Source organism: Brevibacillus migulae, from assembly GCF_004521915.1.
GTDB lineage: Bacteria > Bacillota > Bacilli > Brevibacillales > Brevibacillaceae > Brevibacillus_F > Brevibacillus_F migulae.
In genome coordinates, this window is record NZ_SDKD01000014.1 from 96,139 (window position 1) to 113,280 (window position 17,142).

Annotated in this window: 20 protein-coding genes; 14 read left to right on the top strand and 6 right to left on the bottom strand. The window is 49.2% G+C overall.

Translation table 11 applies throughout. The annotated features are described in order from the left end of the window. The first annotated feature begins 40 nt into the window (after positions 1-40). From EIZ37_RS16580 to EIZ37_RS16590, 3 genes are all read left to right on the top strand, one after another. Complete coding sequence (locus tag EIZ37_RS16580) at positions 41-1,174, top strand: N-acetyldiaminopimelate deacetylase (protein WP_134685880.1); 1,134 nt, start codon at positions 41-43, stop codon at positions 1,172-1,174. Between the two features lie 335 nt (positions 1,175-1,509). Then, positions 1,510-2,100 carry a hypothetical protein gene (locus tag EIZ37_RS16585; protein WP_134685881.1) on the top strand — a complete coding sequence of 197 codons (591 nt, stop codon included), beginning with the start codon at positions 1,510-1,512 and terminating at the stop codon, positions 2,098-2,100. Between the two features lie 170 nt (positions 2,101-2,270). Next, positions 2,271-2,645 carry a DUF4912 domain-containing protein gene (locus tag EIZ37_RS16590; protein ID WP_134685882.1) on the top strand — a complete coding sequence of 125 codons (375 nt, stop codon included), beginning with the start codon at positions 2,271-2,273 and terminating at the stop codon, positions 2,643-2,645. 58 nt (positions 2,646-2,703) lie between these two features. On the opposite strand, the gene EIZ37_RS16595 is transcribed toward EIZ37_RS16590, so the two are convergent. Continuing rightward, positions 2,704-3,339 carry a glycoside hydrolase family 73 protein gene (locus EIZ37_RS16595; protein WP_134685919.1) on the bottom strand — a complete coding sequence of 212 codons (636 nt, stop codon included), beginning with the start codon at positions 3,337-3,339 and terminating at the stop codon, positions 2,704-2,706. A 125-nt stretch (positions 3,340-3,464) separates the two neighbouring features. Next, positions 3,465-3,893, bottom strand: a complete 429-nt coding sequence (locus tag EIZ37_RS16600; protein WP_134685883.1) for a DUF1885 family protein — start codon at positions 3,891-3,893, stop codon at positions 3,465-3,467. Between the two features lie 193 nt (positions 3,894-4,086). Here EIZ37_RS16600 and EIZ37_RS16605 point away from each other — a divergent pair, with 193 nt between their 5' ends. The 4 genes from EIZ37_RS16605 to EIZ37_RS16620 all read left to right on the top strand — a co-directional run bounded on the left by EIZ37_RS16605 (position 4,087) and on the right by EIZ37_RS16620 (position 6,464). Further along, complete coding sequence (locus EIZ37_RS16605) at positions 4,087-4,614, top strand: MarR family winged helix-turn-helix transcriptional regulator (RefSeq protein ID WP_134685884.1); 528 nt, start codon at positions 4,087-4,089, stop codon at positions 4,612-4,614. A gap of 309 nt (positions 4,615-4,923) precedes the next feature. Then, positions 4,924-5,220: a DUF3055 domain-containing protein gene (locus tag EIZ37_RS16610; RefSeq protein WP_134685885.1), complete on the top strand. Its 297-nt coding sequence runs from the start codon at positions 4,924-4,926 to the stop codon at positions 5,218-5,220. 142 nt (positions 5,221-5,362) lie between these two features. Then, the gene (locus tag EIZ37_RS16615) at positions 5,363-6,163 is read left to right on the top strand and encodes an alpha/beta hydrolase (protein WP_134685886.1); all 801 of its coding nucleotides are present in this window, start codon (positions 5,363-5,365) and stop codon (positions 6,161-6,163) included. Positions 6,164-6,341: 178 nt separating this feature from the next. Further along, positions 6,342-6,464: a GapA-binding peptide SR1P gene (locus tag EIZ37_RS16620; RefSeq protein WP_134685887.1), complete on the top strand. Its 123-nt coding sequence runs from the start codon at positions 6,342-6,344 to the stop codon at positions 6,462-6,464. A gap of 49 nt (positions 6,465-6,513) precedes the next feature. On the opposite strand, the gene EIZ37_RS16625 is transcribed toward EIZ37_RS16620, so the two are convergent. Together EIZ37_RS16625 and EIZ37_RS16630 are read right to left on the bottom strand one after the other, a co-directional pair. Further along, positions 6,514-8,478 (bottom strand): dihydroorotate dehydrogenase, encoded by a 1,965-nt coding sequence (locus EIZ37_RS16625; RefSeq protein ID WP_134685888.1) that lies wholly within the window; start codon positions 8,476-8,478, stop codon positions 6,514-6,516. Between the two features lie 166 nt (positions 8,479-8,644). Further along, positions 8,645-10,117 (bottom strand): aminotransferase class I/II-fold pyridoxal phosphate-dependent enzyme, encoded by a 1,473-nt coding sequence (locus EIZ37_RS16630; RefSeq protein ID WP_134685889.1) that lies wholly within the window; start codon positions 10,115-10,117, stop codon positions 8,645-8,647. Between the two features lie 160 nt (positions 10,118-10,277). Between EIZ37_RS16630 and EIZ37_RS16635 the strand changes: the two genes are divergently transcribed. Next, entirely contained in the window at positions 10,278-11,240 is a 963-nt protein-coding gene (locus EIZ37_RS16635; protein ID WP_134685890.1) for an NAD(P)H-dependent flavin oxidoreductase, read from the top strand. A 72-nt stretch (positions 11,241-11,312) separates the two neighbouring features. Then, complete coding sequence (locus tag EIZ37_RS16640) at positions 11,313-11,591, top strand: hypothetical protein (RefSeq protein ID WP_134685891.1); 279 nt, start codon at positions 11,313-11,315, stop codon at positions 11,589-11,591. 81 nt (positions 11,592-11,672) lie between these two features. Here EIZ37_RS16640 and EIZ37_RS16645 read toward each other — a convergent pair whose 3' ends face one another. Then, the gene (locus EIZ37_RS16645; protein WP_134685892.1) at positions 11,673-12,323 is read right to left on the bottom strand and encodes a YktB family protein; all 651 of its coding nucleotides are present in this window, start codon (positions 12,321-12,323) and stop codon (positions 11,673-11,675) included. 346 nt (positions 12,324-12,669) lie between these two features. Here EIZ37_RS16645 and EIZ37_RS16650 point away from each other — a divergent pair, with 346 nt between their 5' ends. The 5 genes from EIZ37_RS16650 to speD all read left to right on the top strand — a co-directional run bounded on the left by EIZ37_RS16650 (position 12,670) and on the right by speD (position 16,316). Further along, positions 12,670-13,269, top strand: coding sequence for a hypothetical protein (locus EIZ37_RS16650; protein ID WP_134685893.1), 600 nt, complete (start codon positions 12,670-12,672; stop codon positions 13,267-13,269). A 161-nt stretch (positions 13,270-13,430) separates the two neighbouring features. Next, on the top strand, positions 13,431-14,096 hold the full coding sequence (locus tag EIZ37_RS16655; RefSeq protein ID WP_235828074.1) for an endonuclease III domain-containing protein: 666 nt from the start codon (positions 13,431-13,433) through the stop codon (positions 14,094-14,096). Positions 14,097-14,215: 119 nt separating this feature from the next. Next, positions 14,216-14,713: a DUF4446 family protein gene (locus tag EIZ37_RS16660; RefSeq protein ID WP_235828067.1), complete on the top strand. Its 498-nt coding sequence runs from the start codon at positions 14,216-14,218 to the stop codon at positions 14,711-14,713. A 354-nt stretch (positions 14,714-15,067) separates the two neighbouring features. Continuing rightward, positions 15,068-15,664, top strand: a complete 597-nt coding sequence (locus tag EIZ37_RS16665) for a hypothetical protein (protein WP_134685895.1) — start codon at positions 15,068-15,070, stop codon at positions 15,662-15,664. Between the two features lie 247 nt (positions 15,665-15,911). Next, positions 15,912-16,316, top strand: a complete 405-nt coding sequence (gene speD, locus EIZ37_RS16670; RefSeq protein WP_134685896.1) for an adenosylmethionine decarboxylase — start codon at positions 15,912-15,914, stop codon at positions 16,314-16,316. A gap of 43 nt (positions 16,317-16,359) precedes the next feature. On the opposite strand, the gene EIZ37_RS26240 is transcribed toward speD, so the two are convergent. After that, on the bottom strand, positions 16,360-17,127 hold the full coding sequence (locus EIZ37_RS26240) for a YhcN/YlaJ family sporulation lipoprotein (protein WP_205683847.1): 768 nt from the start codon (positions 17,125-17,127) through the stop codon (positions 16,360-16,362). Between the last annotated feature and the right edge of the window lie 15 nt (positions 17,128-17,142).

Consider the following 17,142-nt stretch of genomic DNA (forward strand, 5'->3'; position numbering starts at 1 on the left):
TTCATATCGAGCGCCAACTGCATAAGAAAGGAAGAAGCGCATGTCCGTAGAAACATTTATCCAAATACGCCGGGAGCTTCATCTCATTCCGGAGCCGGGCTTCCAGGAATTCAAGACACAGCGATATGTCCTGGATTATCTGCAAAATCTTCCCCAGGATCGAATCGATATCAAGACATGGCGCACTGGCATCCTGGTCAAAGTGAAGGGCAGCCATCCGCGCAAAATGATCGCCTGGCGAACCGACATGGATGGTCTTCCGATTGCGGAGGAGACCAATTACCCATTTCGTTCCACGCACGAAGGATATATGCATGCTTGCGGTCACGACATGCACATGGCCATTGCGCTGGGTGTGCTGACCCACTTTGTCCATCATCCAGTGGAAGATGACTTGCTGTTTATCTTCCAACCAGCGGAAGAAGGCCCAGGAGGAGCGAAACCGCTGTTGGAAAGTGAAGAATTCGCAGCGTGGCGTCCCGATCTGATTTATGCCCTGCATATCGCGCCAGAGTATCCGGTAGGCACCATCGCGACTCGCCCGGGCATCCTGTTTGCCAACACATCGGAGCTGTTTATCGAATTGACGGGGAAAGGGGGCCATGCCGCCTATCCGCATCGGGCCAATGATATGGTGGTCGCAGCCAGCCATTTGGTTACTCAATTACAGACAATCATCGCCCGCAATATCGATCCGCTTGATTCAGGAGTCGTGACCATCGGGAAGATCGAGGGCGGCACCAAGCAAAACATCATTGCCGAGAAAGCGCGCATCGAGGGAACGATCCGCACACTTTCCATGGAATCGATGACAAAAATAAAAGGGCGAATCGAGGCGCTCGTCCAAGGGATTGAAACAGGATTTGCATGCAAGGCTTCCATCGATTATGGCTCCAATTACTGTCAGGTCTTTAATGACGAGCAGGAGACGCTGCTATTCATGGAGTGGGCCCAAGAGCAGCCGGGCATCGAAGTGATCCATTGCTCCGAAGCGATGACAGGAGAGGACTTTGGCTATATGCTTGCAGAGATCCCCGGTTTTATGTTCTGGCTGGGCGTGAATACGCCATATGGACTGCATCATGCCAAGATTGAACCTGATGAAAAGGCGATTGAAGTGGCGCTTCGGATGGTCACCGGCTATTTGGCAAAGAAAGCGACGGAATCCGCATAAATATAAAAAAAACGCCAGGCTATGGCGTTTTTTTGTATCTTGACGGCATAAACATGTAAGAAAAAAGGCTTTATACACGGCAGTCCTCTCATTTCCTTTTCCAGCCTGTTGCTAGGAGAAGGTCTTGTTGTATTTTCGGCAATACTGGAAGTTATTAACACCCATGTGCATAAGTCGAAAATCTAGTCCATTTTCTGCCTGTGGATATTGTGGATTTTGTTGAAAAAATTATCAAAAACACCACAACTATTTTCTTCCTGATGCGTATAAGTATATGAATCAGTAAACGGTACGAATTATCCACAATGGTGTACATGATATTGGAGGACTGCAAGATGAAGAAAGTTTGGATGACTGCACTGATGACCATGATGATTGCCGGCGTCGCCACAACCGCCATTGGTGAGGGTCAGATTCGCATATGGATGGGAAAAGACCGGATCGATACAAGTGTTCCCGCCTCCGAATCCTCCTCGGTTGAAAAGATTGTCCATTCACTGGGCGGATTTACCAGCTATGACGGAAAAACGGGCAAGCTGAGCGTGGAAAAACCAAAAGTCAATATTTTGATCCTGGAAGGCATCCAGCAGGTAAAGGGCAAAAATATTGTCTTCAGCAATCCGATCAAAACGTACAATGACAAAGATGTGCCGCGGACTTTCGGCGTGTTTGTAGAAGTGGACGGGGCGCCTGAAGCGAAGCAGCTGAAAATGGAGCTCGCTTTGATCGATCCGGATGGCAAAGAGGTGGAAGACAAAGAGGTGACCTATTCCACCAAGAACGGGTCCAGTTTTTACTTCTCCCAGCCATTCGTCTCCACGAAGCTGTCCAAGTACGGGACTTACAAAGTGCAATTAAAAATGAAAACAGAAAAATACAAGGATTACGTAGTCGTTGGTGAAAACAGCTTTACTGTAGGCAGATAATGACGTACCGATCAGGCATACATCAGCTGGACTGGTGTATGCCAACTGTATTTTAGGGAGAGTTACAGCCTGTATGCGGTTTCACATTTATCTGGGTCATGGTATAATATAAGCACGAAAAGGAAAGGCCTTTATCGCTAGTTTGCTTAAGAAAGGGAAGATGGAAGCGAATGAAGAACAACTCCGCACGTTCCTCCACAGACGTCGATGGCCCGAGTATACGGATTGCTTGGAAAGATGAGCAATCGATTTTGGCCACATGGCACATGACAGACGGTTATCGACAGGAAGTGGAACAGAAGTTCGCGATACCGTTTGCAGAACTTCCGTTTGTGCTCAGACTGTATGACGTGACTGACCGCTTGGAAGTCCGAAATGATGGCATGGATTCCTATACCGATTTCGATATCAACCATCACTCATCGGAATGGGTATTGTATGGAGTCACGGACAGCGCGGTGTATTGTGTCGACCTGGGGATCAGGATGATTGATGGAAGATTTTATTCGCTGTCAAGATCTGAAACCATTTCACAAGCTTCATAACATAGGACGTTGACGCTGGAAGGTTCTCCCCAAGAGGAGAACCTTTTTGCTGTTTTCCCTACGGAATGCCTCTGGCTTTATCAAGCACCCGGAGCGCAACGGTTAACACCGCCCAAGTCGGCATGGGTTCATCCAGCTTGGTAAGCCATTCTGGATCGGTAAGCAAGCCTTCATTTAGCGCGCGTTTGCCGATGTCGAGCTTCCATGGCGGGACCGCTGGGACAGCCGGCTCCACCAGATCAAACCGGGTCAGATTATGAGTGCGAACGAGATTGGACAATTTTTCCGCATAGCTGGGATCCGTGGCATATCCGGCTGTCTCCAGAGCGTGGGCTGCTGCAAATGGGTCGCTGGCGGTGATCACCTGCTTGTACTTCGGCTGCAAGAGAAATTGGGCATGATCATCGATGGATTGCTGAAAATTAAAATAGGCTTTGAATTCTGAGACACGCGTGATGGTTTGACCATTCTCCACTTCCTGAGAGGCGATGCGCACAGAGCCGGCTGGACCGACTCCTTTGATCCCGAACAAATTATAGGAGGACCGCTGTGTAGCGGGATCTACGGGAATATATTTCCCCCATCCCGATTCCAAAATGGCTTGTGCGATGGTCACCGACGCAAAAATATGATGATCCAAGTAACTTCGCTGGGCTGGACCTGCCACCAAATTGATAAATTCACTTGTCTCCAGCATTCATCCCTCCCTTGGTATCAACATATGGAGGAAAGAAAAAAACAGTCACTGAAGAATCAGGACTGTTTTTCACTCGTCGACGAAGGCTTCGCCAAAAAACGGGCATAGCCACATTTTACGAATTAAGGTTTACGCGGTTGAAAATATTGAACGCGATTATTGAATAAATGGAGCTCTCCCTTGTATTCGCGGGCGATAAACCGGCAGTACTCGTTGGCTTTGTTGTAATCGCCCTGAGTCCCAGCTTCAGGCAGTGTTACCTGAATGTAATGTACTTCTTTCCCGTTCTCTTCCTTGGAACCTACACCGATGATGATATATTTATACGATTTTGGATCTTTGCCGCGAAGCAATAACCATGCATTCGTGCCGTCGTGCTTTTCTTCCAGCTGATAAGGGAAAGCCACATCGCTGTATGTCCATCCTAGTTGTTGTCCCGTTTTTTTAGTGGTTTCCATATAGTGCTGCAACGTCGATTTTACATCCGCAAGCGTTGCCTGCGTGACAGTGGAGCCTTCTACTAGATAAATATAGGCCGATTGCATATTCACGTGGACCTTCACTCCCATACGCGACAAACTTATTTCCAACAAGTAGTGTAGCATTCCTTCCTCCCTTTGACAACTTTGACACAGGAAAGCGACGAAGGAAAACAATTGCTAGTCTTTTCAGAAAAGTGTACAATGTAAAAAAATTAACGAAAATAAATAGAAAAAAGAGACGAATCAGTGGAGGAGTGTGTCCATGCAAGACGTGTCCGTTCGACATGTTTACGAGACGTTAAATACGTTGCGAGCCATTAACGTTGTCAATAAAGAAGATTGGGAGAGAGCGGCGAAGCAGGTAGGTCTGGACTCGTCGGTGCAACTGAATATTCTATGGATTATCTACTGTTATGAGGGGGTACGCGTGACACAGATCGCGGATTGGACTTTCTGGCATCCATCCTCCATCGTCATCCATATTAAAAAGCTGATGGAAAAAAATTTGGTGACGATAGAGAAGTCTGATCAAGATGGACGTGTGGTTCACGTATATCCCACGCAAGCAGGGCGAGAGGTCATTGAAACCAGCCGGAGCAGTGTGCCGATCATCTTCCGCCTGACATATGCCCTGGAGCAGCTGGAGGAACGCTACAGCAGAGCGGTTGTCGGCTTGTTCTTTGAGTGCCTTTCCTTTTTGGCAGAAGCGCTGCACGGCGTTGAAAAGGTTCGCTGGATCCAGGAGAGCGAAGATCGTTCACCGTTTTTGAGCCAGGCCAATATCAGCTAATCAGTAAATAAGCTTGGAGAATTCGCATATGTAAGGAGGGACAGAGACCCTCCTTTTTTATTTTCTATGGAATACTCACCCATGCAGGTGTGGCAAGAATACAGCCCCGCCTGTTTTTCCCTTCCCCAACTACAATGACTGATGAAACCTCTAACCAGTGATGCATAGATTTTCCTTTATAAGGCAAAATGAAGGATAAGCCATTGAAAAAACGTAGCTGTCAATCGGCGATCACCCGTGACGGATACGGAAATAAATGGTACAATAATAAGAAATCTGAATTTTAAAAAAGAATGGAGTGATTGCCGCATGGATCGATACGACAATTTGTATGATGTGTCGGAAACCGCGCAAGTCCGCTTTATGGGACTCGCCTCTGATCAGTCACGTCATGATTTTGGAATTGTCTTTACCCATCGTTTTTATGGGAAACCGTTAGTCATCTGTATGCAAACCGGGCAATCGACCATTCTTAGTTCAGAGGATGCGATTGACCCCAACACACTGAAGCGTATTTTCCGACTGGATTCTTTTGCAGAGGCGGAAGCATTGGCACATTTCTTCCAAGAAAATCTGCCTGCCTTGCAATTTGATGACCAATACTAACGACGACGGTAAGGGAGCAGAAGCCTTCGCTTCTGCTCTATTTTTTTCGTAAAACCAGAGAGGAAATTTTTGCGTTATACATAAATACTACAAAAAGCCCAGCCAAAGGCATGGAAGGATCGGAGTGGGAGGAGTTTGCGGGATGGAAGTGTTCCATTGGGAAAAGGAGCCGATTAGAGGCGCCGTTGTAGTGGTGCACGGTACGGGCGAGCATCATGGGCGGTATTCTCACGTTGTACGAGCTTTGAACGATCATGGTTTTCAAGCATGGGCAGGAGATCTTCCCGGCTGGGGCAAAGCCGACGGAAGAAAGGGCCATATTGATTCCTTCGATGATTATCTGGGGACAGTAGACAGCTGGGTGGATGCGGCGAGAAATCAGCTTCCCCAGGAGTTGCCATTGTATCTGTTTGGTCACAGCATGGGGGGATTGGTTGCCGTGCGATATGCGGAAGTATACGGGGCTGAGCGCTTGGACGGACTGGTTCTCAGCTCACCCTGTCTGCAATTAAAGCTTGCCGTACCACGCTGGAAGGTCGAACTGGCCGGCTATCTGAACAGAGTGTGGCCCACGCTGCGGATTGCCAATGGCATTACTCCTGAGATGGTCACCAGAGATTCGACGGTGCGCGTGCAGTACCAAACCGATCCGTTGAATTACCCAAAGGCAAGCGTACGTTGGTTTAATGAGCTGCTGCGCGCCATGGAATTGGCTTGGAAGGAGAAAGATCAGCTTCGGCTCCCCACATTGATCATGCAAGCGGGTGCGGATCAACTGGTTGACCCTGTGGCAGTGGCGGCGTTTGCCCGGGAATTGCCGTATCCTGAAAAGCAGTATATCGAATATGACGGCTTTTACCACGAAATTTTGAATGAACCGGAACGCGACCAAGTGCTGGCCGATTTGGTGAGATGGTTACACAATCAGCAGGCAAAAACGTGATTGTGACATACTAGTTAAAAAGGATAATGAATATACATCTACGTATCCATCTCTTAAACCCGTAAATAATTGTCTATTGACGCCAATTGGTATGGCATAATAAAATAAATGTAACATAACAATTGCTCAATCAAGTACAGATAATGTTTACGATCAATGTTTTGGGAGGGGATTACTTGTGGGTACGATTGTATGTCAAGAATGTGGAAAGATCATTGATCATTTTGAATCGAATCAAGTGAAAACGCTTTACGGAGTTTGTGACTGCGAATGCAGCAATTACACGAAAGAAAACGAATAAAGAATAATCAGAAGCAGGCCATCGCGCCTGCTTCATTTTGTACCTTATTTCATTTCGCATTTGAAACAAGAGGAGCTTGCTTGCACAAATAAGGATAACAGAGCCAAAGTCCAACCAGGAACAGCAAAAAAGCAACATAAGCAGGAAATAAATGCCAAAAATCCAGATAACCTACGGATACATGTACCCCAATCCCTGCGAGAAAACCGGGAAAGCCGGCTGTGAGCAGGGTCCACCAGATCCAGCGCTCTCCCTGGCGAAACCCCCATAATGATAGCAGCAGAACAGCGATTCCATCCGACACGAGGGCGCCTCCAAAGCCGGCGCGATCATGGGCGATAAGCGGGATCAACCGTTCATTTTCGCCATGCAGCTGATGAGCGTGAGCACCTAGAAAAGCCAGATCGGAAGGAACAAAAACGTGAGTGACCCCGATCAGCGAGATGATCAGACCGGCTCCGAGCAATCCGCAACCAATGATCACAAAGCAGAGCTGTCCCCACAGTCCGCGTTTCCATTGTGAATCATTTACCAAGTTAGGCGGCAGGGATGGCTGCCCTGCAACACTGTGCAAGCCTCGCAGGCTCAAGAGAAAGAAGGGAAACAGCAGCAGGGCAAGAAATGCGTGTAGCCAGTCAAAATAGCCGTACCCGATAAACAGAAAGAAGCTGACGAATCCGACTGTATTGGAAGCAATATAAATGTGGCGGGCCCAAGCGATGCCCCTTCGCAAAGGAAAGATCGCGAACTGCAGATAGATCACGCCGATCGATATCATGGTGCCGGCAAGGCTGATGCGGTCATGCGACATGAAAGGAAGCAGAAGCGGATTCAGTGCATCCAGCTCGGTGGCATCCATCCTGAGAAAGCTCAGATCATAGGGCAAAACGACAGAGGTAGCTGCCACCAGCCAAGCGATGATTCCACTGATGATCATGCCGGCGCCAAGAATGGCTGCCCAGACCCAGCTTGGGATGGATCGGTTTTCTTTTTGCGAATGAGGAAGAATAGCTGCGTCTTGCGCTTGGTAAAAGGCGATGGCCTCGTTCACTCGTTTGGGCAATCCCGGACCAGAGTAGATCAGCCCGCTGTGCAGCTGGATCAAAGAAGCGCCAGCATCCAGCATCAGAAGGGCATCGGCTGGTTCCTGAATCCCTCCCGAAGCAATAATGGGCAGACTTTCTCCGGCCCATTTGCGAATGTGGCGTACCAACTCCAGACTTTGGGGAAAGGTTGATCCCCCCACGATACGGGCAGCGTGATCAGCAGCCTCGATGCCGCCGCCGATCAACACCCCTGCGAATCCGGTTTCCAAAGCCGGTTCAAGCAGCTGTGTAGCGACATCTTCCCGGATATTTGGAGGGATACATAAGAGCAAAGGCAAGTCGCCACGCTTCTGTTCTTTCACGATAGAAAGGAGCTCGCGCCATTCCGTTAGTGACCATTCCTGTGACTGAATTTGCCTTGGGATTTCTACTGTAAAAAAGGAGCAGTACGGCTCCAGCAGCTCCATGAGTGTAAGGAGCTCATAAGCAGCTTTCGCAGGAGAAGAGGCAATCGAACATCCGATTCGCATGGCAAGCGGGACGGGAAGCGTACCGATTCTTTGCAACCGGTTGACCCATGCCGCTGCCCCATCATTGGGGGGAGGATCCGGATAAAAGATGTCGGCCGTTCCAGTGATCCGTTGAATGGGCTGCTCCGTTTTGACGGGAAGAACGGTTACGGGTCCTGCCTCCAGGTAGCCAAAACCAAATTTGGCCAAGGCAGGCAAGGCTCTGGCATGGACATCAAGACCTGCGCCAAGTCCGACAGGGGAATCAAATGAAATGCCGAAATAGCTGGTTTTCAGCTGTTCTGGCGGCTCCATGTGACCAAGCAGTTCAATCACAGCGGGACCAAAAGGCAAAGAAGCAAGTGTCCCCATCGCCGTTAACGCAAGATCGCGCCCTTTTTCCGCGGAAAGGGAAAAGAGCAGGGGACGAAAGAGGGGATGATAGGACCAGTCAGGCATCTGATGGGCCTCCTTTGACGAAGTAGGGTAACCAATGAGCAAGCCAACATGTCTTCAAAAAAGAAGAGGCTTTCCGATTCATTCATGCAACATGCACCGGAGGCCTCTTCATTGGTTGGTTTGAATATTTACGAAAGATGCTGGAAGGTTGGCGATCCAGCCAGTCTTAACCGGAAATCGCTGTTTGTCGTTTGACGACTTTGATCGTGCGCAGGGTTTCATCCTCTGGGCCTTGCACAGGCAGGCCAGCACGAATGTTTTGTTGGATATACTCAATATTATCCTCTGTAATGACCTCTCCTGGCAAGAAGATCGGAATGCCCGGCGGATACACCATCAGAAACTCGGTAATAATGCGGCCAGCGGATTCCTCCAGTGGAATGGTTTCTGTTTCCGCGTAAAAAGCATCACGGGGCGAGAGGGAAACAACCGGAATTTTTGGAAGTGAGATTTTCGGTCTCTCCTCCGGCTGCGCATGGGAAAATTCCACGGACAGATCGCGCAGCGCACCCACAAGCGCTTGGATGGTTTCCTCCGTATCTCCTGCGGTCACGAAGCACAAGATGTTATACAGATCGCTCATTTCCACTTCGATGCGATGTTTTTCCCGCAGCCAGTTTTCCACTTCCCAGCCGGTAATCCCCAGGTCGCGCACATGAATGAGCACTTTGGTCGGATCCATGGCATAGGTGGCAGGCTGCCCCAAAATCTCTGGGCCGACACAATACAGACGCGGGATCTCATTGATCAGGTCGCGGGCACGATTCGCCAATCGAATCGCTTGCTCAGCCAGCTGATGTCCGTTAAGGGCAAGATGCTGACGGGCCATATCCAGCGATGCCAGCAGTATGTAGGACGTCGAAGTGGTCGTCAACATGCTGAGTACGGTTTTCACGCGATTGACATCCACCAGTCCTTCACGCACATTCAAAATCGAGCTTTGGGTTAATGAGCCGCCAAGCTTGTGCACGCTGGTCGCGGCCATATCCGCACCTGCCTGCATCGCGGAGATGGGCATCTCATCGTGAAAATGGATATGAACGCCGTGCGCTTCATCAACCAATACAGGTACTTCATAATTATGGGCGATCCGGACGATTTGCCGCAGGTCTCCCGCGATACCGAAGTAGGTAGGATTGATCACGAGCACCGCGCTTGCATCCGGATGCTGCTGCAAAGCTTTTTCCACCGCTTTTGGTGTGATGCCATGGGAGATGCCCAGCCGCTCATCCATGACGGGGTGAATAAAGATCGGCATGGCACCGGCAAAAATAATCGCTGCCATGACGGACTTGTGCGTATTGCGCGGGACAATGATTTTATCGCCGGGATTGCAAGTCGCCATGATCATCGCCATGATGGCCCCGCTTGTCCCTTGTACCGAAAAGAATGTATGGTCTGCGCCGAACGCTTCGGCTGCCAATTCCTGCGCCTCTTTGATCATCGCCTTGGGATGATGTAAGTCATCGAGCGGGGCGATATTAATCAAGTCAATGGACAGCGCATTTTCTCCCAAAAACTCGCGGAACGTCGGATTCATCCCCATGCCTTTTTTGTGGCCAGGAATGTGAAATTGGATCGGGTTTCGTTTTGCGTGCTCCAACAGTCCAGAAAATAACGGAGTTTTCGCTTGTCTCAAGGGAATCGCCTCGCTTGCCTATAAGAATAAGGGGAAAAAACAAACAAATTGAGTATAGCAAAAACAGGTCGGAAAGCAAGGGAATTTTCATGACTATTGCTAGGGTGGGCAGGAGAAGGTTTGCTTAGTCGAGAAGTGAAAAAGTGGAGGTGGAAAATTCATGAAAACACGTGTAACGGAATTGTTGCAAATCCAATATCCGGTGGTGCAAGGAGGACTAGCCTACCTCGCCTATGCGGAGCTGGCTGCAGCCGTTTCCAATGCAGGCGGCTTGGGGCAAATTACGGCGATGTCCTTGCCTTCACCGGAAGCCCTCCGTGAGGAAATACAGAAAACGAAAAAAATGACAAATCGCCCGTTTGGTGTGAACTTTGCGATCGGACAGCATAACCGCCCCTATGAGCACATGCTGGAGGTCGCCTTGGAGGAAGGGGTGAAGGTGATATCCGTGACAGGCGGTAATCCAGAGCCCCTGTTCAAACGAATGGAAGGTTACGATGTGAAGAAGCTGGTCCTGGTCGCGGCGGTCAGGCAGGCACAAAAAGCCGAGTCCATTGGTGCCGATGCGGTCATGGCAGTCGGTCAGGAAGGGGGCGGGCATCTTGGACGCGATGATATCGGCACATTTGTCCTGATCCCGCGGGTGGTGGATGCCGTCAAGATTCCCGTGCTGGCAAGCGGGGGGATTGGGGATGGTCGTGGCATCCTGGCAGCTCTCGCGCTTGGAGCAGAAGGGGTCGAGATGGGAACAAGATTTATCGCGACGCAAGAGTGCATACATGCGCATCCCGCCTATAAGGAAGCGCTGCTCAAAGGCACGGAGCACGATACGGCCGTGATCAAGCGGACGCTCGGTGCCCCTGCGCGCGTGGTGAAAACAAAAGGATCGGAGCGGATCCTGACTATGGAAGCTGAAGGCGCCGATTTTGAGCAGTTGAAGCCGTATATCAGCGGGAAAAATAACCAGACCTTTATTTATGAGGGAGATGCCGAAAACGGGTTTGGTTGGGCTGGACAGGTGATTGGCTTGATCGAGGACGTGCCGACCGTGGCACAGCTTTTTGAACGGATGTTCTCCGGGCTGCAATCGTCTCTACAACGCTTGGAGCGGATGAACGGGTAATCTTCATATTTTCGCTTCATTCCTCCCATACTAGTGACGACATCAAAAGTGCATGCAACAGGGAGGATGCAGATGACGACGACGGCAAACAAATACATTGTCAAGGATGTATACCTGGAAAAGGAAAAAGACGCAGATTGGCGAATGATCGTCATCGATGAAAATGACCAGACCAATACGCTCGTCTTCGCAGATACGAGTACACTCAGCAGGGCCATTCATCAAATGACCCACATGCTGCCGATGAAACGGCTGAAGGAAGAGGATAAGCAAGAGCTGATCTTCGCCATGGAACAAATCATGCCGCATATTTACCGCAATTACATCCTCGACGAATACGTACTGGAATAACGAACACAAAAAAGAACAGGCACCCGCAAATCAAGAGAAAGCGGACCTGTTCTTTTGCATATAATCTAGACTACCAAAGGCTTACCGCGCTGAGGCAACCGCGTTTGGCTTCGCCAGATTGTACAGCTGTGTCAACACAGCGAATGAATTCTCAATCTTTTTCAATAATTGCGGACCATTAGCAAGGATCGGATCATGGCGGTCGATGCGAATGCCGCACAGCAGTTCAGCTTTCTTCACGGTCTGCAGGCGATTGATGAGGGTGAGCAGACCATCTTTGCCAAGCTCGCTTTGCGCTGTGCTCTCCGGCTGCATATGATCAGGCGACCATACGAAATCAGCGGGGACAGTCTTGAGAATCTGTTCCACCTGCTTCTCCATGGCTTGTCCGATTTGCTCTTTAAACGGAGATTCATAAATGACGGCATACCAGACAAAAAGATGCGTACCCCACAAGCCGATTTGAAAATGAGGATGTTTTTTGTAGCCGCGTTTGTCATTGGCCCAGGCAACCCAGGTATCCTTTGGCGGGTTCACCGTACGCCGCGCATGCTTCGCTACGTGATAGACCATTTCGTCGCCAGTCGATACGCTGAGGACTGGTGCGAAATGCTCGCCCAACGCCACTAATTTTGGCCGGATGACGCTTTTGATGGCTTCCATGCGTTGATCCAAGCCGTCAATGGCAAAAACATCGAAATCTTCTTGCTGAAATCCTGTAAATGAGACCATAGGAATTTTGCGCCTCCCGGGAAGTGAATTTTGACATCTATGGACAAAACAGGCGGTTGTCCTGTGATGATGCGATAAAATCCACCATATAATAACATAATCGAAGCGAATTTTCCCAATAACTTCATGTAGAAAAAGTGTCGGAAAAATCGGATAATAACAAATAACAGAAAGATCTAAAAAAAGGATTCGCGATCGGGAAAAGCGGGTAAAAAAGTAGCAAAAGAAAAAAGTCAGAAGAGGGAATAGCAAAAGTGAAGGTCGAATAATATGATATACCACTCACTCCCTCAACAGACCGCCGCCGCATATGTCAGAGTTTTCAGGAAACGGGAGGGGTTTATGTATGAAGGCACACAAAGAGTTGGAGTACTGCAATGTCGCTGTATGGTTCGATCGCCCCACTGTTCATCAGATGATGCATGCGTTGGTGGAAGCAGGTCTCGATGTTGCCTGGAAAGAATCAAAGAAACAGCTTAAGCTTCAAGTTCACACATCAGATGGACCCAGCACCTTGACGTTTCAAAAAATCAACGGTTCTTTCAAATTTGATGAATGTGACTACTTTGTTCGTGACATCCGATTGGCCTTTACGCTCTATCGCTTCATCGAGCAGGCAAAGGGGCACGCGATTGTGAAAATTGTTGATGAAGGACAGATTGTGGTTCAAAACATCCGCTATGGGGAGGCAGTGAGAATAGTCGAGATTAAAGGAGCTGAGAAAAAAGTGATCTATGAAAAAGCGTGCAGTGTAACGATGGATCAGGTGATTGCGGCGTTGAAACGAAAGGATGCAGAGGAACGGATTCCCGTTCTGCGGCTCGAATTGGATTATGAATTGGCTACGTTGCATGACGCCATTCAAGACAATGACAAGGCACAGGTGAAACGCTCCAAAGAAAGGCTGAAGCAGCTCCGCCGCGAGATGCTTTTGCTGGAAGTGTAACCGGGCAACATTATGGATGATGGGTAGGTTGATCATGGATCTGGATTATGAGTGTTCAGGATAAAAGCGACGCGCTCCGCATGTGAGTAGTGTCGCTTTTTTCGTTTTTGCTTATGGAGACAGTATAATGGGAAAAAGGAGGTGATCCATTCGTGTGGCACATGATTTACGAACGGCTTCGTGGCCAATATCCGACGGTAACGATCGACGGGTGGTGGGGACTTGATGATCCGTTTGCACGAATGATCGGTTCCGTGCTCGTTCAAAACACAACATGGTCAAATGCGAGCAAGGCTCTTACTCGTATGCAGGGGGAAGAGATGCTCGCAGCGGATATACTGGCCCGGCAAACACCAGAGAAGTTGATTCCCGTCATTCATTCGGCAGGCTTTCAGCAGAGAAAAGCCGAGACGATCATTCGCCTGTCCGCTTGGTTGGTGGATCTTGGGGGCATCGACAAGGCAGCTTCTACAGCATTGGAGACCGAAGTACTGCGGCGACAGCTCCTTTCGATAAAAGGGATTGGAGAGGAGACTGCAGACACGATTCTCGCCTATGTGTTTCTTCGCCCTGCCATCTCGGGGGATGCTTATGCAAGACGCTTGCATGAACGTCTAACCGGAGAAAGAGGAACATATGGACCGATCCGATCGGCAATGATGGCACAGCTGCATACACCGGACGAGCTGGGGCTGCTGCATGCGTTGATCGTGGAACACGGAAAAGAGACTTGCCGAAAACGATCGCCGCAGTGTTCAACATGTTCCTTGCAGCCGTTTTGTCAGCATGCCCATGTCTCTGCTGACCAGGAAAGGACTGGTGCATAAATATGCAAAAACTGGCCGCGGATGAAGAAGCAAACAAATCAAATTGCTGGATGGCCAACGCATATGTAAAATAGGGAAGGGTATGTTAGTCTCGTGAAGGTTAGAAAGGAAGAAATTGAATGCCGCCGATCATGTCTTTATTTGTCTCACCTGAAGTGATCCTTGGTCTGATCGCTCTCAATCTGTTATTTATCATCCTTTTGACCATCCTGTTTGTCCGTACCAACCGGATGCGCAAGTTCAATCGCAAAGTATTTACCGGAGTAGGTGGCGACAATCTAGAGAGCAGCTTGATCAGATTGCTGGATGAAATGAACGAGTGGAAGCAGAAGCATAGCGATCAGCAGTTCCAATTGAATCGACTCGCACAGAAAATCGCCAACCAATGCGCCAACCTGAGCGTGATCCGCTACAATGCCTTTGGCGATACGGGAAGCGATCTGAGCTTCTCCTTGGCTCTTTTGGATGATAATCTCAATGGGGTTGTCATCACCAGCATCTATGGACGCGAAGAATCGAGGACTTACGCCAAGCCCATAGAGGGGGGCAAGTCCATTTACAATCTGTCGGAAGAAGAGCTGACCGCCATCAAAAAGGCTTCTGCCAAAATCGGGTAAATCAAGCTGGATTTCCAAAGAAACGGGAGATATCCGTTAGAAGTGTGGGGTTCTTTTCAGCAGAATCCGGCTGATAACGGATATTTCCTGTTTTTGCTGGAATTCTTCCGCTTTTCTCTCAAGACTTTTGGGGTGGCATTGTGTATAATAATGAATGTGGATGATTGTTTGAAATCCTAAAAGTAGGTGATCCGCCTTCATTACCCAAATCGATGTTCGATTCTCGGGGCAAGGCCAAGTTTTGCAACGTTCGTTTGTTGATACCTAGCTCCACTCCTTGGATGCGTAAGTCGGAAACATCGACTGTATTGCGTTAGTCTGGCTTGGCAAAAAAGGAGAATTGAGGCGATAGTTATGGCACAGCGTTTGGCTACCAATTACGCGACCGCCACCTTCACCATGAGTGGAGATGAGCTTGACCAATTCATCAAGCACTTCACAAATGAAAACATCAATGTACAAGTTAAGATTTGCGATAATGGAGATCGGGATGTCATTCTGGCCGACCGGTCCGGCGAAATCCAGTTGAGCTTCCAGCGCATGGGGAATCATTACATCTGCGAAAGCTCATACATGATTAAGGACATTCACTTGGCGAACACGATGCGCAAAGCGATGAAAGCATTTCGCGGGCATGGTATCGTCCATCGCATTTATGATAACTTCACCGTGGTCTATCACTACGATGAAGGTTCGGTCATCAGTATTCAGGAAGTGACCGAAGATGCGGAAGTCTCCGTCTTCGAAAATCATACACACGACATGAAGAAGCAGCTAGAAAGCTTGTTCAGACAGAATGGCGCTGAAGACCAAATTAGCATGATCCGGAAAGAAACGGACAAATGGCTTGATTTGCGTAATTGGGCAATGAAACATGCCCCTGAAAAAGTTTCTTCGATCGACGGAAAATTAGCGGGTTTGTCGCGTCAGTTGTTCACGCTGGAAGCGTAACGACGCGGGCAAACATGAGGACGGGCGCGCAATGCGCCCGTTTTTCTTTTTCCAACATTTAATTTTTGAAAAGGGTATTGTCAATTCGCCCGAAGCATGTTATTTTTGATTTCGTTGAGAAAACAGGATTAGGAACCAGGATTCACTTTAAAGGGTGGATAACATGAGAGAAACCGCCCCCGTTAGTGAATGACGCAGGTCCTAGCGATGTTTAATACTACACATGCTAGGAAGGGGGAACCGAAAGATGGAATACTCTACTTTCGGAAGACACGTTGCCATTGACACATGGGGAGTTCAGTTTGATCTACTGAATGATGCCGAATTCTTGAAAAAAGAAATGATCGAAGCCGCAGAGGCATGTGGTGCTACCGTCCTGAGTGTTCAGGCGAAGCAATTCTCTCCACAAGGAGCGACCGTTCTGGTTCTTCTCTCGGAAAGTCATTTATCCATCCACACATATCCTGAGCGCGGATTTGCTGCGCTGGATTGCTACACCTGTGGTGAAACAGTGGATCCTCAATTGGCGATCGACTACATGGTATCCGTATTGAAACCGGAAAAAATTTATGCGAAAAAATTGGTGCGCGGCATTGGCGAACTTCAAGTTGAAGAGCCTGTGGTGAAAGTGCCAGATATGGTGAAAAAATAAAAAGAGGAGCGAGATGCTCCTCTTTTTTTCGTTCATAAACCGTTTAACGGAAAGGAGCGGTGACGGTACGGCCGAGGTCTCGCACCAGAGCGCCGAAATCGTTTGCAGCGTTGCTCAGGTTGCCAGGAACCGTTGCCGGACCTCCGGTGAAGGTGCGATTGGTATCAGTGAGCGTACCGTTACCACCTGTGATTCCTGTACCGGGGCGATAGCCCGTACCCGTACCGTTGTAGCCGTAGCCATTTCCAGTAGTGGTGCCGTAAGTGGTGCCAGCATTCCCGCGGAAAGTAGTATCCAGGTTACGGATTCTCGTCATCATGCTCGGATCAGATGTGACGCGGATGTTCATCCGAGGCGCTATCGATCTTGTCTGGGATAGAACCTGCTGCTCTACGACACTGCGCTGGCGCGTATCATTGAGTGTGGCAAAACGGGTGTTGACCCCGATTACCGCGTCGTTTCCATAAACGATGGCGGTTGCGCTTTCTACCCCGGGTACCTGGTCGGCTGCTGTGGCCAGGCGGTCAGCCAGCACTCGATTGTACCCTTGGGTGCCTGCATAATTGTTTGCTGTGGTTCCGTAACCGGCGTTATTGCCATAGCGTGTGCCGAGTGTGCCGGTATTGCTGTAATTTCCACGTGTATATGTCGGGGCTTGATAACCATTCAGGCGGTGTGCTTGATCATTGGCGCTTTGCGTCTGCGCACCGCGATTCATGGCTCCGTTATTGTCAGCTGCGTTGTTGTTGCCGCAGGCCGTCATCGCCGCGACGATCATGAGTAACGAAAGCGGATAGACTAGCTTTTTCATTATTTTTGGCCACCT

Coding starts and splice junctions, on each gene's coding strand:
- EIZ37_RS16610 (WP_134685885.1), top strand. CDS start 4,924: ATGGATCGATACGACAATTTGTATGATGTGTCGGAAACCGCGCAAGTC.
- EIZ37_RS16635 (WP_134685890.1), top strand. CDS start 10,278: ATGAAAACACGTGTAACGGAATTGTTGCAAATCCAATATCCGGTGGTG.
- EIZ37_RS16590 (WP_134685882.1), top strand. CDS start 2,271: ATGAAGAACAACTCCGCACGTTCCTCCACAGACGTCGATGGCCCGAGT.
- EIZ37_RS16650 (WP_134685893.1), top strand. CDS start 12,670: ATGAAGGCACACAAAGAGTTGGAGTACTGCAATGTCGCTGTATGGTTC.
- EIZ37_RS16605 (WP_134685884.1), top strand. CDS start 4,087: ATGCAAGACGTGTCCGTTCGACATGTTTACGAGACGTTAAATACGTTG.
- EIZ37_RS16580 (WP_134685880.1), top strand. CDS start 41: ATGTCCGTAGAAACATTTATCCAAATACGCCGGGAGCTTCATCTCATT.
- EIZ37_RS16660 (WP_235828067.1), top strand. CDS start 14,216: ATGCCGCCGATCATGTCTTTATTTGTCTCACCTGAAGTGATCCTTGGT.
- EIZ37_RS16615 (WP_134685886.1), top strand. CDS start 5,363: ATGGAAGTGTTCCATTGGGAAAAGGAGCCGATTAGAGGCGCCGTTGTA.
- EIZ37_RS16625 (WP_134685888.1), bottom strand. CDS start 8,478: ATGCCTGACTGGTCCTATCATCCCCTCTTTCGTCCCCTGCTCTTTTCC.
- EIZ37_RS16640 (WP_134685891.1), top strand. CDS start 11,313: ATGACGACGACGGCAAACAAATACATTGTCAAGGATGTATACCTGGAA.
- EIZ37_RS16655 (WP_235828074.1), top strand. CDS start 13,431: ATGATTTACGAACGGCTTCGTGGCCAATATCCGACGGTAACGATCGAC.
- EIZ37_RS16585 (WP_134685881.1), top strand. CDS start 1,510: ATGAAGAAAGTTTGGATGACTGCACTGATGACCATGATGATTGCCGGC.
- EIZ37_RS26240 (WP_205683847.1), bottom strand. CDS start 17,127: ATGAAAAAGCTAGTCTATCCGCTTTCGTTACTCATGATCGTCGCGGCG.
- speD (WP_134685896.1), top strand. CDS start 15,912: ATGGAATACTCTACTTTCGGAAGACACGTTGCCATTGACACATGGGGA.
- EIZ37_RS16665 (WP_134685895.1), top strand. CDS start 15,068: ATGGCACAGCGTTTGGCTACCAATTACGCGACCGCCACCTTCACCATG.
- EIZ37_RS16645 (WP_134685892.1), bottom strand. CDS start 12,323: ATGGTCTCATTTACAGGATTTCAGCAAGAAGATTTCGATGTTTTTGCC.